Below are 16336 nucleotides of genomic sequence, written 5' to 3' on the forward strand. Positions count from 1 at the left end.
GTACCCATACAGTCGATACCGCTATATCGAATTGTTGTACTGGATCACCTTTTGTCCGTTGCCAAACGAGGACAAACCCGGTGAGCCATTCGTCGTCGGCCGCTCGAGTTCCGGCGTCGGCGACAATCCGAGTCCCGGCGTCGGCGGCCGACGGGAGCTCAGCTGTCGGCTTCCGTCGGCGTCGTCCCGGGCTCTCGCTCCGAGCGGTCGGTCAGGCCGTGGAGCAGGGCGTCGCCGGTCGCGGTATCGAAGAGGTGAATCTTCGATCGATCCAGCACGACCTCGACGTCCTGTCCCGCCTCGATCTCCGTGTCGGGGGTGACGCTCATCAGCAGCTGATTCGGTGAGGTGGCTGGATCCTGATCCATCGACCCCTCCGCGGCCTCGGAGAGCAGGAGGTAGATGAAGACCTCGTCGCCCATCGGCTCCAGGACGTCGGTCCGGGCGGGGATCCGATCCGTCGGCGAGGACAGCGAGTCCGCGTACCGGGTCAGGTGGACGTCCTCCGGCCTGACTCCCAGCGTGACGGTGTCGCCGACGGAGACGCCCTGTAGCTGGGTCGGATCGAACTCGACGGTGAAGTTGTTGGTCTCGAGGCCGTTCTCGACGAGGGTCCCCTCGGCGAAGTTCATCGACGGCGAGCCGATGAAGCCCGCGACGAACAGGTTCGTGGGTTCGTTGTAGCAGACCAGCGGCGGGGCGATCTGCTGGAGCTTGCCGTCGTTCAGGACGGCGATCCGGTTGGACATCGTCATCGCCTCGGCCTGATCGTGAGTGACGTAGATGACCGTGGCGTCCAGCTCTCGGTGGAGCCGCTGGAGCTCCGTGCGCATGTGCACTCGGAGCTTCGCGTCTAAGTTCGCCAGCGGCTCGTCCATCAGGAACACGTCCGGATTGCGAACGATCGCGCGGGCGATGCCGACCCGCTGTTGCTGACCGCCGGACATCTCCGCCGGCATCCGGTCTAACATCCCCTCGAGCTGGACGATGTCGGCGGCTTCCTCGACGCGGTGCCGGACCTCCTCGTCGTCGTACTTGCGCAGTCGGAGGCCGAAGGAGATGTTCTCGTAGACGTCCATGTGGGGGAACAGCGCGATGTTCTGGAAGACCATCGCGACCCCGCGGTCCTTGGGGGCGAGATTGGTGACCTCGTCGTCGCCGATGTAGACCCGACCCTCGGTGGGCTGGGTCAGCCCCGCGACCGTCTCCATCGTCGTCGACTTCCCACAGCCCGACGGGCCGACGAAGGTGACGAACTCGCCGTCCTCGACCTCGAGACTGATGTCGTCCACTGCCGTTTCGTCTCCGTATCGTTTCGTGATGTTCTCGAGTCGTACTCGTGCCATTGTGTTACTCCTTGAGTGCTCCTGCGGTGAGTCCGCTGACGATCTTCTCCTGTGCGATGACCACGAGTATCGCGACGGGAATTACTCCGATGATACTCGCGGCGGCCATCAGATGGTAAAGCACCTCGTACTGGCCCTGATAGGCGAGGATCCCGTCGAGGATCGGCGCCCAGTTCTGGGGCTGGCCGTCGGTCATCAGGAACGAGAAGAAGAACTCGTTGTAGGTTGCGATGAACGTCAGCACGCCCGCCGTCGCGACGCCGGGTGCCGACAGCGGGATGATGACCCGGAACAGCGCGCCCAGTCGAGTCGTCCCCTCGACGCGGGCGGCGTCCTCGAGCCCGTCGGGAATCTGCCCGTAGAAGGTCGTGAGGATGAATATCGCGAGCGGCATGAAGATCGCCGACAGCGGCGTCACCAGCGCGAAGGGCGTGTTGTAGAGGGTTCCGTCGCCGGTGATCGGCTCGAGGAAGAAGAACGAGGTGTTGAAGAGGTCGTTCAGCGGGATGAAGAAGGCCGCCGGCGGGAAGAACGAAATCACTAACACCAGCAGCATGAGCGGCGTCCGGCCGGGGAACTCGAGGCGACCGAAGGCGTACCCCGCGAGGCTGGCGACGACGAGGACGACGACCGTCGAGGCCAGCGCGATCACGAAGCTGTTGAACATGTAGACGTGGAACGGGATGACCTCGAAGACCTCGATGAAGGCGCCGGGGTTGAACCCGTTCGGCGTGAAGACGATGTCTTGAAGCTGGCCTTCCGGCGTCAGCGCGACCATGAGCAGCCAGTAGAACGGGAACAGCGTCGTAAAGAGGAAGAAGATCGCCGCGACGTAGAACAGCGCCCGGTAGACTCGTTCGGGGTTCTCGATGGAGTCGGCGGCCCACTGCTGGAGCGGGCCGCGGTCGAGTTCCGCGTCGCGGCCCTCCTTGAGGACGTCCCTGCCCCCGTCGGGACGGCGGAGCGTCGGGTCTCTCGGTCGGTCACCGTCGTCGGTACCGCTGGGGTCGTTCGGATCGGTGGGGTCGTTCGGATCGGACATCAGTACATCCCTCCTTCGGTGTCGCGGAAGAGCACGACGTAGCCGCCGATGATCAGGCCGATGACCAGCGCCGTCGAGAAGGCGACGGCGGCGGCCGTCGCGTAGATTCGCGTCCCGCCGAACATCGCCTCGACGACGAGGCAGGTCAGCGAGGGCACGGTCGTACAGCCGGCGGTCGACTCGATCAGCCCGAAGACGCGCATCGCGTCCATGGTTCGGAACAGCATCGCGACCAGCAGCGCCGGCATCACCAGCGGCAGCGTGATCAGTTTGAACCGCTGCCACGGCGAGGCCCCGGCCACGCGGGCGACGTCGTACAGGCTCCGGTCGACGCTCTGGAGCCCCGCGAGGATCAGCAGGGCCATGAACGCCGAGGACTTCCAGATGTCGGCAACGAGGATGATGATGAACGCGTCCCGGCTGTTGGCCAGCGGCGTTCCGCTGAAGATGCCGAGGCTCTGCATGAGATCGGAGCCGAATCCGACCGTCGGCTGGAACATCAGGAAGAAGATCATCCCCTGGATGACGATCGGGACCGCCCACGGGAGGATGATCGCGACGCGGACCCAGCGCCGGCCGCGGAAGTCCTGATCGAGCACGTATGCCTGTCCGAACCCGATCAGCGTCTCCATAACGACGCTGATGATCGCGAACGCGAGCGTGACGAACAGCGCCTGCTGGAAGAACGGCGTCCCGAGTTCGATGAAGGGGAACGAACCGGTCAGCCCGACGTCGAGGAACTGTCGAGCCAGCTGCGCGTTCCCGGTGAGGATGTCGACGTAGTTCTCGATGCCGACGAACCCGCCGAGCGGGTCCATACCCCGCGTCTGATCGGCCCGGAGCGACATGATGAACGTCTGAATCATCGGATAGAACGCGACGAGCGTCAACAACGCGAACGCCGGCAGCAACAACAGGTACGCGTAGGCCGCCTCGCTCAGGCCCTCCATCCAGTTGACGACGGCATTGCCGCTGCGTTCTCGATCCTGACTCCGTCCGGATTCGTCGCCGGTCAGTACGTCCGTATCGGTATCAGTTGCCATTCGTTGGTACCTCCGATTCGCTCTGCTGGAGTTCTTCGGCGAGGTCGTTCATCGCCGCCGTGGGCGAACTCGCACCGCGGTACGCCGCGTTGACCGATTGGTAGATCAGCGGCGACTCAGCGGGCCAGATGTCGGTGGCCGGCCGCGGAATCGCGTTGTCGCTGGCCGCCTGCACGACGTCGCCGTAGCGGGCGACCGGGCCGACGTCGTCCGGGCTGGCCTCCGCGACCAGATCGAGATTCGGCGGGAGGTATCCCCCGAGTTCGAAGATCGTGAGCATCACCTCTTCGCTGGCGAACGCCTCGAGGACCTGCAGCGCTTCCTCCTTGCGGTCCGAGAACGGGCTCACGACCAGGTTCCAGCCGCCGAGTGCCGCGGCGGTACCGCCGGTGCCGTCGTACTCGGCCTCCGCTTCGGGGACCCCGACCGGACTCGTCGTGACGCCGAGGTCCTCACCGAAGGCCTCCTCCGCGCCGGTCTGGGAGATCGCGAACGACCAGTTCCGGTTCGAGACGGCGTTGCCGGCATCGAACGGGCTGAGCGACTCCTGTTCGGTCCACTGGACGATCGCCGACGGAGAAATCTGAGCGTAGCCGTCGAGGGTGTTCTGGTTCTCTCCCTCGATGAACGAGCGCATCATCCGAATCGCGTCGATGACCGGCTGTTCGTCGACGGTGATCGGCCGGTCGCCGGCGGTGAAGAGGTTGTCCACGCCGCCGAAGTACGCCCCGCCCCAGCTCGTCATCACCTCGTTGAACGTACAGCAGGAGAGCCCCTCGTAGGCGGCCGCCTGCGTCGTGTACCCGTAGTCGAGTCCGGCCTGGTCCCTCGCGTCGCGGACCGCGTTCGCGAACTCCTCCCACCGAGGCGGATCGGTCGCCCAGCTACTGGTGTCGTAGCCGGCGTCCTCGATCAGGTCCTGTCTGTAGAGGGTAAACCCGAGGTCCGGAAACAGCGGCAGTCCGTGGAGGTCTCCGGACTCGGGATGGCGAGCCGTCTCGAGGATCGCGTCGAGGTAGTTCTCGTCGACGAACGAGACCGTCTCCTCGGAGAGTTCTTCGGTCAGGTTGACCGTCTGATTGCGCAGGACGAACGGGACCGTCCAGCCGCTGTCCATCATGTGAATGTCCGGCGGGGCGCGACCCGCCTCGAGCGCCGCTTGCGCCGTCTGCATCCGCGATGCGGAGTCGCTGACGACGGTCTGAATTTCGAGGCGGATATCCTCGTCGAGGCCGGCGTCCCAGAGCGCCTGCTGGACCGAGGGCCCGTCACCGTCGCTGTGTATGATTCCTTCGACACCCGAATCTGCCGTCAGTACCACTGTCCCCGGCGTCCGACCCCGGCCGAGACAGCCGGCGACGGCCACCGTCCCCACTGCGGCCGACGCTGACGCGGTCTTCAGGAACGACCGTCGCCCGAGGCGAGACCGGTCGTTTCGACCGGCGGTATCGCGTCCCATGACCAGTGGGTCGTCCACACTATAGGACTTAGATGTTGGCAATAAATGATGTACTACGGTGTGACAGTCACAATAGCGGCGTCATTACGGCTTCTTTGTCTGTGATCGCAGATTAGCGGCGAGACGAAAAGCGGGTCACTTCCGGAACGAGATTTCGGGCAATCGGCCATTGTCGATCGGGGTCGGCAGGTGCCGGCCGATGAGCGATATTCCAGCGGACTGACATCAATCGGAACAGGTATCGACTCGGACCGACGTCGGGTTCGGGTGCGTCCCGGGACGTGTTCGGGAGCGTTACTGACGGACGCGACCGGGTCCGTGAGTCGAGTCGCGATGACGACGGGATCGGAGACGATGCGACGGGATCGGAGACGATGCGACGGCGACGGGACCCGTCGGACGCCGCCGCCCGCTCAGTCCTCGAGCGCCGGCGGTTCGTTGCGGCCGATATGGATCTCGTGGGCTTCGACGTCCTCGAGGGCGGCGACGCGACCACCGATCGAGAGCTGCTCGCCCGACTCCGTCTCGATGGTGAGGCTGGCGACCTCCTCGCTGACCTCGAAGGAGACGTCGAGAATGCGCCCGCGGACGACGCGCGGACCGCCGACCTCGACGTCCCGGCCCTCGATGGTCGCGTAGAACTCGCCGCCTTCCTCCATCACGTCCTTGACACAACGGCGGATCGACGCGTACTTGCGGGGGTAGGTCCGGGCGGTGCCGTCCTCGCCGAGGGTTCGTTCGGCGGTCGTCCAGAGGACGGTGCCGAAGAAGCCCGAGACCAGAAAGCCCAGCGCCGAGCGGTTGAAGATGACGCCGTAGCGGTCCTGATCGTCGCGTAGCGCGTCCTGGGTCGCGTAGATCGAGTAGTTGCCGTCGGCGACGGCGACGACCGGCGTCGTGATTCCGCGTCGCGCGCGGGCGGTCGTGGCGACCGCGAGGTAGTCGAACTCGGCCGGGTCGGGCGCCTCGCTGGCCGGCGTCACGATCAGGTCGACGCTGACGCCGGCGTCGACGGTCGCCTTCAGTTCCTCCTCGAAGCGAGTCAGCAGGTCCGGTGTCAGCGACAGGGAGAGTTCGTACTCCGCGGCGTCGATGACCTCCTCGAGGTATCGCAGAATCGTCGACCGGGACTTGACCAGCGAGACGGCTTCCGTGTCCCGGGCGGGGGCGGTGTAGCGGGCCTCGAGCTCGTCGATCATGCTCTCGAGGGAGTTCTGGACGTTCTCGAAGGCCTCCCCGGGATCGATCGCGACGACTTTCATCGGGCGCGACTCCCGGAGTTCGACCAGTCCGCGGTCGCTGAGGCTACGGACGGTGTCGTAGACTCGCGGCTGTGGAATGTCGGTTCGGTCGGCGATTTCGCTGGCGGTGAGTTGCCCCTGCTCGAGGACGGTCAAGTAGGCGTCGATCTCGTACTCGCCGAGATTGAACCGCTCGCCGACCTGCTCGACGGTCGAACGGAGTTCGTCTGGTGCCATACGAGACCGTACGCTCCCGACGGATAAGTGATTTATTATACACCGAGTAGCACCTGTTTTCGAAATCGGGTTGTTCGACCCCCGCGCCGAGTTACCACGAATCAACGCGAGCCTGACAGTCAGAACGCTTAACCACAGTGAGCCAGAGTGTGTTGCCATGCGCGGGGTGTTGCAGGCCAACGAGAACGAGGCCAACCAGAGTGAGGCCAGTGAAGCGGCCGAAGGGATCCGAGGCGTGCTACCGTTCGACGTCTCCCAGACCACCGTCGACATCGTCCTCGCGCTCTTCGTGGTCGTCGTCGGCTGGTACCTCTCGAAGTACGTCGTTCGGATCGCCGGACGAACCGTCGCCCGCCGGATCGAACGACCCAGCGTCACCAGGACCGTCCTTCGGGCCGTCAGACTCTCGGTGCTGTTGCTCTCCCTGTTCGTCGCCGCGGGCATTCTCGGCGTCGGCGACACGCAGATCCTCCTCTCGGTGACCGTCATCTCGGCGGTCGTCGCAGTCGTCCTCGCACCGCTGGTCGGGAGCCTGATCAACGGCTTCTTCGTGCTCGCCGATCGGCCCTACGAGATCGGCGACATGATAGAGGTCCCCGACCAAGGCCACCGCGGGTTCGTCGAGGACATCACCATTCGGTACACCAAGATCTTCACCCTCCAGAACACGTTCATCGTGATCCCGAACTCCGCCATTCAGGAACGTGACGTGATCAACTTCTCCGCCGAAGACGAGCGAACCCGGATCTCGCTCGGATTCGACATCACCTACGGCAGCGACCTCAAGGCCGCGCGACGCCAGGCAGAGCGGGCCGCGCGCAGCGTCGATATAGTCATCTCCGGCGGGCCGGACATTCGGATCGGCAGCGCGCGGTACGGCGCGGCGCCGCTCTGTAATATCGCCGAGTACGGAGATCACGGGATCGCACTCGAGCTCTTCTTCTGGGTCAAACACCCCTACAAGCTGAACATCGCCCGCTCGGAGGTGCAGACTGCGCTCCGCGAGCGATACGCGGATATCGACGTCGAGTTCGCCTACCCGCGACGCCACCACGTCTTCGACGAGACCAGCGGCGTCGCACGAGTGGCCGTCGACGACGGCGACGCCCGGCGACCGACCGCCGATTCGCCCGTCGAACCGGGCACCCGCCCGGACGCCGAGGACGGAACCGAGGCCGGCGAGTCGGGCGATCGGTGACGCTGGGGCTTGGTTCGATTCTCGCGGTCGCTGCTTCGATGCGTCGACCACTCACCGTGACTCGAGTCATCGTCTCCCACCGACCCGAAACGGGGGCCGTCCTTTATCCGCTTTCCCCGCGAAGTCGGGGGTAGTCGACAGATGTACGACGACATCCTCATTCCGACCGACGGGAGCGAGACGATTTCGGAGACGCTGACTCACGGGCTGCCGATCGCCGAGCGCGACGCCGCGACGGTCCACGCGCTGTACGTAGTCGACAGCCGGGTCACCGCCGCGGCCACCGACGAGACGGGACCCGAACTCGAGCGGTCGCTCGAGGCGGAGGGTCGCGATGCCGTCGCCGACGTCGAAGACGCGGCGGCCGACCGCGGGCTGGAGACGGTCGGCGAGGTCCGGAAGGGGACCCCGTCGAAGGCGATCCTCGAGTACGCCGACGAGCGCGGGATCGACCTGATCGTCATCGGGACTCGCGGGAAGAGCCCCCGGGAGAAGGTCGCCTCGCTGGGCAGCGTCTCGGAGCGGGTCGTCGACAACGCGTCGATTCCGGTGTTCGTCGTGCGCGACGCGGGCGCGGAGTGAGAAAACGGCGACTCAGGCGTGGGCGCTTTCGACCGTGATGACCTCGCAGTCGAGGTGGGTCCGCAGGTACTGATCGATGTTCGGATTGTCGGTAAACCGTCGGAAGATCCGTCGCAGGCGACTCGCCTGCTGGGTCCCGATGACGACGGCGTCGGCACCCTCGGCCGCCACCTCGTCGAGGATGCTCTCTTCGACCAGAAACCCCGTTCGAACCACGTAGCGGGCGTTCTCGAGCCGTCCGAACGCCTTCTCGGTGGCGGTTTTCAGGTCGACCCGGGTTACTTTCCGCCCGTTCTGGTAGAGATCGACGTGCAGGACCGTCAACGCGGCTTCCCGTTCGCGAGCGATTTCGATTGCCCGCTCGAGTGTTCGCTTCGAGTGTTTCGTCAGCGGATACCGAACGGGGACCACGACCAGCGACATTATTCGCACGAACGATTCCCGCCCGGGTAAACCTTTCAGTTAGGACAGTCACGGCTGTGAACGTGTGCCACGGGATCGTCGGACGGCCGGTGATCGGACGGACGGACAGACAGTCATTTACCGCGAGCGACGCTATCCGGAGGTATGCAATCACGGTCGACTGACGACGGCACGACCGTCTACGTGTCCGAGACCGACGGGGACCGCGGCTCGAAGGGACCGTTTCTCGTCGCCTACGAGTCTCGCGACGCCGAGCGGCGATACGGCTGGTTCTGTGCGAACTGCGACAGCTTCGACAACGCGATGGACTCGATGGGCCGCATCAAGTGCAACCGCTGTGGCAACTTTCGGAAGCCGACGGAGTGGGACGCCGCCCACGAGTGACACGCTGCCGGTACCGACTCGCGACCGACCGAACTCGCGGCCGTCCCCGTGACGGACGATCCCGCGTGGGTCACCGACTCGACGTGTATTCCTACGAACAGGCGGTGGCCGACCACTAATTCAGCCATACAGTCCAGATATATAACCTGTTATCCCGGTACAATTCCAACCTTTTGGGAAGGCGCGGCTCCTTCTTGTTGGGTGCCAACATTTATGGTCGATGCCCCCGAACCTACGTATCGAATGGGTCCTGTTAACATGCGACTCGTCGAGCAGGCCAGGTCGATCTTCGCAGAGCTTGGGTACACCGTCGAAGGAAACGGCCCCGAGTTCCGCGCCGAACGCGAGTGGAAAGTCGTCCACGTCAGTACCGTCCTCGAGACGGGCGAGTTACCGTCCGAGTCTGGACAGTTCCACTGCTTCGTCGCCCAACCCGAGGACGCCGACGACCTCGAGAACAAGCTCCTGAGCGTCGATCCGGACTACGAGTGGGCGATCATCGTCGTCGACGGGGAGGAGTATCAGGTCGAACGCGCCCCGCCAGGACCACGAGTATCCGCCTAGTACCGCACCGAAAAACCGAGCCGACTCCGCTATTCTTCGAGCGCGTTCCGCGTCGCCGAGACGCCGGCACCGGGATCGACGGCCGCGCCCATCGACTCGAGGACGTCGCCCAGCGCCGTCACGACGTAGATGACGTTCTCCGGCCGCGCCGAGTGGCCCATACAGCCGATCCGGAAGATCTCCCCCTCCAGATCGCCGAGTCCGCTGGCGACCTCGAGGTCGTAGCGCTCGATCAGTTCGTCGCAGACCGCGCCGTCGTCGATTCCGTCGGGGACGCGGACGGCGTTTAAGCTGGGCAGCCAGTACTCGTCGGGCGCGTTCATCTCGAGGCCCATCGCCTCGACGCCGGCTTTCAGCGCCCCCGCGAGGCGTTCGTGGCGGGCCCAGCGCTCCTCGATGCCTTCCTCGGCAACCAGTCGCAGCGCCTCCCGGAGCGCGTAGACGTTCGTGATCGGCGCCGTGTGGTGGTAGGCGCGTTCGTCGCCCCAGTAGCCCTCGAGCAAGGAGAGGTCCAGATACCACGACCGCGGCTCTTCCTCGCGCGCGAGAACTTTGTCCATCGCCTCGTCCGAGAGCGTGAGGGGACTCGCGCCCGGCGGACAGGAGAGACACTTCTGGGGCCCGGAGTAGGCGACGTCGATGTCCCACTCGTCGACGCGCAGTTCGACGCCGCCCAGCGAGGTGACGGTATCGGCGATGACCAGCGCGTCGTGGTCGTGGGCCGCCGCGGTGAGTTCGGGGACGTCGGGCTGGAGTACGCCAGTGCTGGTCTCGGCGTGGACGAAGCCGAAGACGTCGGGGTCGTGGTCGGCCAACGCGTCGGCGACGTCGTCGGGATCGAGCGGTTCGCCCCACGGTGCGTCGACCTCGACGACCTCGCCGCCCGCGCGCTCGGCCATCGAGGCCATTCGACCGCCGAAGTAGCCGTTCGTCGGGACGAGCATGGTGTCGCCCGGTTCGACGACGTTTCCGATCGCGGCCTCCATCGCCGCCGAGCCGGTTCCCGAGACCGGGATCGTCCACTGGTTGTCCGTCCGGAAGGTGTAGCGCAGGAGTTCCTGCACCTCGTCCATGATCTCGACGAACGACGGGTCGAGGTGGCCCACCAGCGGCGTCGTCATCGCCCGGAGCACGCGCGGGTGGACGTCGCTCGGACCCGGTCCCATCAGCGTTCGATCCGGCGGTGTGAGTTCGCCGACGGACGGCGCTCGATCCGTCTCCTTCGACAGTTCCTCGGCCATGGGCGTGTGTGCACGTGCCATCCGCAAAGAGGTACCGACATCGGCGAATTACAAGCCTTCGGCCGCCCGAATCAACTCTCGCGCTCCGAGTATCGGTTCCGAATGTGATCTCCGGTCGACGCGGCGTCGTCCGATATGGGGAATGCAACCGTGCGTCGTGGCTGCGAGTCGTTTAAGCCAACTCACCGCATAGCCGATACATCGTGTTCGTCGGTCACGCGCTCCTCGCGTTCGCCGTCGCGGCGCTCGTCGCCGACTGGAGAGGCTGGGAGCCTCGTCGAGCCCTCTTCGTCGGGAGCGTGGCCGGCGCGTTCGCCGCCATCCCCGACATCGACGTCGCCTACGCCCTCGTCGGTCTCCTCGAGTGGCAACTCGGCGACGGCGCACTCGGCGCCTCGGCCGCCTTCTGGGACGCGAGCCGCGGCGTCCACCGCTCGGTCACGCACTCGCTGGTCGTCGCCGCGGTCGCCGCGCCGGCGTTCGGCCTGCTCGCCGTCCGCGGCTCTTCCCGTCGTCCCCGGCTCGCCCGGTCGGTCGGGATCGCCGTCCTCGCTGCGCTCGTCGCGATCGCGCTCGTCTGGGACGGTCCCGTCGGCGCGCTCGTCACGGGGCTGTTCGCCGTCAGCGGCTGGGTCGTCGCTCGCGCGATCGCTCACCGCTCGACGCTGTCGCCGGCAGCGGTCGCCGTCGCCGCGCTCTGGGGGCTCTGGTCGCACCCGTGGGGCGACCTCGTGACCGGGTCGCCGCCCGACTGGTTCTTCCCCTTCGGCTCCCCCGTCCTCGAGTCGCGGGTCGTCCTCCACGCCGACCCGACGCTGCACCTGCTCGGCGCGTTCGCGATCGAACTCGCGACGATCTGGTTCGCGCTCGCGGTCGTCTGTCGGCTCACCGACCGATCGATCCTCGCGGCCGTCGATCGGCGGGCCGGCGTCGGGGCGGCCTACGGCGTCGCCGCGCTCGCGGTGACGCCGCCGACGCTGGCGGTCTCCTATCACTTCGTCTTCTCCATCCTCGCCGTCGGGATCATCTGTGGCGCGATCCGGGAGACGCCGACCGCTACCGCCGCCTCCGTGAGCCGTCGCGACCGACCCGAACTCGAGACGCTGCTGGAGGTCGGCGTGACCGCGCTGGCGGCCGTGACCGTCGCACTGGCCGCCTTCGGCGCGGTCTATCTGGTTGCCATCGCCCCGTGACCGACCGGTCCTCGGACCGACATCTCAACCACGGACAACATACGCTTTTATGAGATCAGTCGATACGGAACACTGTGTCTCAGGCTCAACTCGAAGGACTGATCGCCGACGGCCGGACGAACGCGGCGATCGCGTGGGTGTTAGTCGTCGCGATCGCGGCCATCGGCGTCGCCGAGCTCGTGACGGGCGGGTTTCTGTGGGCGACGTTCGCGGCGGCGCTCATCGCCCTGGCTGTACTCCCTCCGATTGCGTTTCGCTCGTCGCTGGCCATGCTCCCGTGGGAGGTCCTCCTGCTCGCGGCGCTCCCGGTCCTCGGAATGGCCGTCGGTGCCGACCGGCTGACCGGCCACTTCGCGTCGTACCTCTCGGTCGCGGCCGTCGCGCTCGTGATCGCCGTCGAACTCCAGTCGTTTACCACCGTTCGGATGACGCCCGGTTTCGCCGTCGTCTTCGTCGCCGTCACGACGATGGCCGCGGCGGGGCTGTGGGCGCTGCTCAGGTGGAGCGCCGCCCAGACGCTGGGCGTCCCGTTTACCGCCGACCACGACGCGGTGATGTGGGAGTTCGTCTACTCGACCGTCGCCGGGCTCGGCGCCGGCGTCGTCTTCGAACTGTACTTCAGACGGTTCGTCCGCCCCGAACGGCGTCTTCCCGGTGGGGCCCAGCCGGTCCCGGAGGTCGACGATGCGTAACCTCGCGAGCCGGCTCCCGTCCCAGCACCGCCAGCGCCAGCTCACGCACCTCATGGAGATCGGGCTGATCGGGATGCTGTTCGTCGGCATCGAGCGCGGGAACGGCGGGATCGTGATCAACACCGGCGTCGCACTGCTCGTGACCCAGCTCCCGCCGCTGCTCGAGCGCGACTACGAGATCCCGATGGACCCGCGGCTGACGCTCTGGATCACCACGGCCGTCTTCCTCCACGCCTTCGGGACCGTCGGGCTGCCGGGCGCCACCGTTACCCTCTACAGCCAGGTCTGGTGGTGGGATCACATGACTCACGCGCTGTCGGCCTCGCTGGTCGCCGGCGTCGGCTACGCCACCGTCCGCGCGCTCCACGAGCACGCCGACGGTATCTACTTCCCGCGTCGGTTCGTCGCGGTGTTTATCCTGCTTTTCGTCCTCGCCTTCGGCGTCCTCTGGGAGGTCCTCGAGTTCGCTATCGCACTCGCGGCCGACGCGCTCGGCATGAACCCCGTCCTCACGCAGTACGGGCTCGCCGACACGATGCTCGACTTCGTATTCAACTCCATCGGCGGCCTCATCGTCGCGCTGTGGGGCGGCGCGTACCTCACGGGCGTCTCCGGTGCGATCCGCGACCGCTTCGAGGCGCGGGCCGATTGAGCGCTGCGAGACGGTGGCGGTGTCTCCCTTCCCGCTCGAGTAGCGCCCGTCTCCACGGACCTCGTCTTCGACGTTCCGTCGCTCGCGTTCTCGTCGTATCACATTCCGTGTTATTTGCCATCACTAGCCATATATTGAAGGCGAACAACGGTGTACGCCCACGGGCAATGGTCTTCAAGAAGATCACGCTGATCGGCACGAGCACGGAGAGTTTCGACGACGCCGCGGACGACGCCATCGACCGCGCGGAGGACACCCTCCAGAACGTCTACTGGATCGAAGTCGACGAGTTCGGCGTCGAACTGGCCGGCGTCGAGGGGCGCCAGTATCAGGCCGAGGTCACCGTCGCGTTCGAACTCGAGGAGTAGGCTCGGATCGAGCCCGCTCACCGCTTTTCACGCTTGTGATCGGCAGAAAAAGCAGCGGACGGCGTGGGACGGTCGACGGGCCTTACGTCCGGAACGATTCGCCACACCCGCACTCGCTGACGACGTTGGGGTTGTCCACGTGGAACCCTTCCGCCTGCAGGCCGCTCTCGTAGTCCAGAACGCTTCCCTCGATGTACTTCAGGCTGGCCGGATCGACGAACACCCGGAGGTCGTGGTGTTCGTAGATCGTGTCGTCCTCGTCCGGTGCGTCGTCGAACCGCATCCCGTAGGACAGCCCCGCACAGCCGCCCTGCTGGACGAAGAGCCGAAGTCCGGCGACGTCGTCGTCGAGCCCTTCGCTCTCGAGCAGGGACAGCGCCTGCTCGGCCGCCTCTTCGGTCACTTCGATTTCGGGTTGGGTCTGCGCGTCCCCGCTATCCACACTGTCCGTGCTCATGCGTACATCTTCCGGCGCGACGGTGTTAACTGTGACGCCACCGATCCCGTCCGCTCGCTCGCCGGTCGTCGGAGCGGGCGCTGTCGCTGGTCGTTCGACGATCGATCCGAACGCGATCGGCCCGCGCCCCGCCCGACAGTCCGCGGCAGCTATTCGCCGAAGCTGTTCGCGTGCTGCTGTACCGATCGATAGTACGTGCCGAACTGCCGTTCGTCGTTTCGCGACAGTTCGATGTCGTATTTGGCCAGCAACTCGAGCATCCGTTTCGGCTCGCACTCGTACCACATCGAGAGGAGTCGGACGTTCTTCTGTGCGTAATCGTAGTTTCGCTCGAGCACGCACCTGTCGGTCGGATCGACTACCGACTCGCGATCGCGCTCACGGTTGCACTCACGCCGTGGCATCCTACCTCAAACTCTAGTCCCCAGCACCGTAAAAACTCGGTTGGTACACACGATTCGCCGCGCGGTCGACGTAAGCCTCGATTACGTCTCGTCGTCCACCCCGTCCTCGAGCCGTCGGCGGACGCTCGCCGCGTGGGCCTCGAGGCCTTCGGCGTCGGCGAGCGTGGTAATCGTCTCCCCGAGGTCCGAGAGCCCTTCGGCGGAGAGGCGCTGGACCGTGGTCGACCGGAGGAACGTTTCGACGGAGAGCCCTCCGGTCAGGCGCGCGCCGCCGTTGGTCGGCAGCACGTGGTTCGTCCCGCTGGCGTAGTCGCCCGCGGCGACGGGCGTGTTCGGACCCAGGAAGACGCTGCCCGCGCTGTCGATGCGCTCGAGCACCGCGTCTTCGTCGTCGGTGACGATCGAGAGGTGTTCGGGCGCGTACTCCTCGGTGAAGAGGATCGCCTCGCTCATCGACCGCGCCAGGAGGACGCCGCTGGCGTCGTTCTCGAGCGCTTCTCGGATCACGTCTTCGCGCTCGCGCGCGTGAGCCTGCTCGTCGACGGCCGCGGCGACGGCGTCCGCGGTCCCCGCGTCGGCCGTGACGGCGACGACCGACGCGTTCGGATCGTGCTCGGCCTGGGCGACCAGTTCCGCCGCGACGAGGTCCGGATCGGCGGTCTCGTCGGCCACGACGACCACCTCGCTGGGTCCCGCGAGGAAGTCGATCTCGACGTCACCTCGAACTTCGGCTTTCGCGGCCGTGACCCACCTGTTTCCGGGACCGACGATCTTCTGGACCCGCGTGATCGTCTCGGTGCCGTAGGCCAGGCCCGCGATCGCCTGCGCGCCGCCGACGCTGTAGACCGCGTCCGCGCCCGCGACGTGGATCGCCGCCAGCGTCGCGGGATTCAGCTCGTCGGCCGGCGGCGTGACGACCGCGACGTGGTCGACGCCCGCGACGACCGCCGGAACGACGGTCATGATCGCACTCGAGGGGTAGGCCGCAGACCCGCCCGGAACGTAGGCGCCGACCCGCTCGATCGGGCGGAATCGGCGGCCGAGTTCTCGGCCGGGCCCGAACTCCTCGCGCCAGTCCTCGGGGCGTTGCGCCTCGTGGAACTCCCGGACGTTGGCCGCGGCCGTCTCGATCGCCTCGCGCAGGTCATCTTCGATGTTCTCGTACGCGCGCTCGCACGCGTCCGTGATCTCGATGTTCCCGAGCTCGACGTCGTCGAACTCGCTCGTGAACTCGCGGACGGCGACGTCGCCCTCCTCGCGCACCTGCTCGACGATTTCGCGGACGTCTCCTCTGACCGCCTCGATACCGGCGTCGCGCTCGAAGAAGGCGGCGCGGTCGGCCGGACCGAGGTCGGCGAGTTCCTGCACGGCTACTGTCATGGCTGCACGTTCGCGGGGTGTGCGAAAAACGGTTTCCTTCCGACCACGCGGGCGCTACGCGTCCCCGTCCTCGACGGCCCAGACGCCGACGGCGTCGAGGGTCGCCCTGACGAACAGGTAGACGATGATCAGGAACCCGGCGATCGCGAACGGCGCCTGCAGGACGTCCGCGACGCCCCGGCCGAACAGGAGCTGACTGAACCCGCGGACGAAGAAACTCAGTACCACGAGTCCGATCCCGACGACGGAGAGTTTGACGAACCCCGATCGATCCATACGCCATCGTACGACGCCGGTCGCTAAATCGTGTCGATCGCACGCCGCTCGTATCCGGCCCATGCTACCGCGACTCGCTCGAACTGCCCGACTCGAGCGCCGCCTTCGGCGGCGACCGGTCGCCGCGATGACCGTTTCGGGGAGACAAGTGCCG

General features: G+C 66.3%; 19 protein-coding genes. 8 read left to right on the forward strand and 11 right to left on the reverse strand.

The features are described 5' to 3' along the window. Positions 1-158 precede the first annotated feature (158 nt). The 5 genes from J0X25_RS34865 to trmB all read right to left on the reverse strand — a co-directional run bounded on the left by J0X25_RS34865 (position 159) and on the right by trmB (position 6368). The gene (locus tag J0X25_RS34865) at positions 159-1346 is read right to left on the reverse strand and encodes an ABC transporter ATP-binding protein (protein WP_207288473.1); all 1188 of its coding nucleotides are present in this window, start codon (positions 1344-1346) and stop codon (positions 159-161) included. A 4-nt stretch (positions 1347-1350) separates the two neighbouring features. Further along, positions 1351-2388, reverse strand: a complete 1038-nt coding sequence (locus J0X25_RS34870) for a carbohydrate ABC transporter permease (protein ID WP_207288474.1) — start codon at positions 2386-2388, stop codon at positions 1351-1353. Continuing rightward, entirely contained in the window at positions 2388-3431 is a 1044-nt protein-coding gene (locus tag J0X25_RS34875) for a carbohydrate ABC transporter permease (RefSeq protein ID WP_207288475.1), read from the reverse strand. Before J0X25_RS34875 ends, J0X25_RS34870 begins: the two co-directional genes overlap by 1 nt. After that, positions 3421-4890 (reverse strand): extracellular solute-binding protein, encoded by a 1470-nt coding sequence (locus J0X25_RS34880; protein ID WP_207288476.1) that lies wholly within the window; start codon positions 4888-4890, stop codon positions 3421-3423. Before J0X25_RS34880 ends, J0X25_RS34875 begins: the two co-directional genes overlap by 11 nt. Before the next feature lie 413 nt (positions 4891-5303). Beyond that, positions 5304-6368, reverse strand: a complete 1065-nt coding sequence (gene trmB / locus J0X25_RS34885) for an HTH-type sugar sensing transcriptional regulator TrmB (RefSeq protein ID WP_207288477.1) — start codon at positions 6366-6368, stop codon at positions 5304-5306. Positions 6369-6525: 157 nt separating this feature from the next. On the opposite strand from trmB, the gene J0X25_RS34890 reads away from it, so the two are divergent. Beyond that, the gene (locus tag J0X25_RS34890) at positions 6526-7566 is read left to right on the forward strand and encodes a mechanosensitive ion channel family protein (protein ID WP_207288478.1); all 1041 of its coding nucleotides are present in this window, start codon (positions 6526-6528) and stop codon (positions 7564-7566) included. Positions 7567-7707: 141 nt separating this feature from the next. Then, positions 7708-8148 carry a universal stress protein gene (locus J0X25_RS34895; protein WP_207288479.1) on the forward strand — a complete coding sequence of 147 codons (441 nt, stop codon included), beginning with the start codon at positions 7708-7710 and terminating at the stop codon, positions 8146-8148. A 12-nt stretch (positions 8149-8160) separates the two neighbouring features. Here J0X25_RS34895 and J0X25_RS34900 read toward each other — a convergent pair whose 3' ends face one another. Continuing rightward, positions 8161-8571 carry a universal stress protein gene (locus J0X25_RS34900; protein WP_207288480.1) on the reverse strand — a complete coding sequence of 137 codons (411 nt, stop codon included), beginning with the start codon at positions 8569-8571 and terminating at the stop codon, positions 8161-8163. A gap of 144 nt (positions 8572-8715) precedes the next feature. On the opposite strand from J0X25_RS34900, the gene J0X25_RS34905 reads away from it, so the two are divergent. Continuing rightward, on the forward strand, positions 8716-8955 hold the full coding sequence (locus J0X25_RS34905) for a DUF5816 domain-containing protein (protein WP_207288481.1): 240 nt from the start codon (positions 8716-8718) through the stop codon (positions 8953-8955). 258 nt (positions 8956-9213) lie between these two features. Then, positions 9214-9519 (forward strand): DUF7116 family protein, encoded by a 306-nt coding sequence (locus J0X25_RS34910; protein WP_207290934.1) that lies wholly within the window; start codon positions 9214-9216, stop codon positions 9517-9519. A gap of 29 nt (positions 9520-9548) precedes the next feature. Here the strand turns inward: J0X25_RS34910 and J0X25_RS34915 are convergent, their stop codons facing one another. Further along, complete coding sequence (locus tag J0X25_RS34915) at positions 9549-10760, reverse strand: pyridoxal-phosphate-dependent aminotransferase family protein (RefSeq protein ID WP_207288482.1); 1212 nt, start codon at positions 10758-10760, stop codon at positions 9549-9551. Positions 10761-10963: 203 nt separating this feature from the next. Between J0X25_RS34915 and J0X25_RS34920 the strand changes: the two genes are divergently transcribed. The 4 genes from J0X25_RS34920 to J0X25_RS34935 all read left to right on the forward strand — a co-directional run bounded on the left by J0X25_RS34920 (position 10964) and on the right by J0X25_RS34935 (position 13665). Then, the gene (locus J0X25_RS34920; protein WP_207288483.1) at positions 10964-11953 is read left to right on the forward strand and encodes a metal-dependent hydrolase; all 990 of its coding nucleotides are present in this window, start codon (positions 10964-10966) and stop codon (positions 11951-11953) included. 74 nt (positions 11954-12027) lie between these two features. Beyond that, positions 12028-12645, forward strand: a complete 618-nt coding sequence (locus J0X25_RS34925; RefSeq protein WP_207288484.1) for a hypothetical protein — start codon at positions 12028-12030, stop codon at positions 12643-12645. Continuing rightward, the gene (locus J0X25_RS34930) at positions 12638-13297 is read left to right on the forward strand and encodes a DUF2238 domain-containing protein (RefSeq protein ID WP_207288485.1); all 660 of its coding nucleotides are present in this window, start codon (positions 12638-12640) and stop codon (positions 13295-13297) included. The genes J0X25_RS34925 and J0X25_RS34930 overlap by 8 nt, the downstream gene beginning before the upstream one ends. A gap of 167 nt (positions 13298-13464) precedes the next feature. Then, entirely contained in the window at positions 13465-13665 is a 201-nt protein-coding gene (locus J0X25_RS34935; RefSeq protein WP_207288486.1) for a dodecin, read from the forward strand. Positions 13666-13747: 82 nt separating this feature from the next. Here the strand turns inward: J0X25_RS34935 and J0X25_RS34940 are convergent, their stop codons facing one another. The 4 genes from J0X25_RS34940 to J0X25_RS34955 form a co-directional block, all read right to left on the reverse strand. Beyond that, positions 13748-14122, reverse strand: a complete 375-nt coding sequence (locus J0X25_RS34940; protein WP_207288487.1) for a HesB/IscA family protein — start codon at positions 14120-14122, stop codon at positions 13748-13750. Between the two features lie 149 nt (positions 14123-14271). After that, positions 14272-14526, reverse strand: a complete 255-nt coding sequence (locus J0X25_RS34945) for a hypothetical protein (RefSeq protein WP_207288488.1) — start codon at positions 14524-14526, stop codon at positions 14272-14274. 81 nt (positions 14527-14607) lie between these two features. After that, the gene (hisD, locus tag J0X25_RS34950; protein ID WP_207288489.1) at positions 14608-15906 is read right to left on the reverse strand and encodes a histidinol dehydrogenase; all 1299 of its coding nucleotides are present in this window, start codon (positions 15904-15906) and stop codon (positions 14608-14610) included. A 54-nt stretch (positions 15907-15960) separates the two neighbouring features. Then, positions 15961-16182 carry a hypothetical protein gene (locus tag J0X25_RS34955; protein WP_207288490.1) on the reverse strand — a complete coding sequence of 74 codons (222 nt, stop codon included), beginning with the start codon at positions 16180-16182 and terminating at the stop codon, positions 15961-15963. Positions 16183-16336 lie beyond the last annotated feature (154 nt).

It is taken from the genome of Haloterrigena alkaliphila (assembly GCF_017352155.2).
GTDB lineage: Archaea > Halobacteriota > Halobacteria > Halobacteriales > Natrialbaceae > Haloterrigena > Haloterrigena alkaliphila.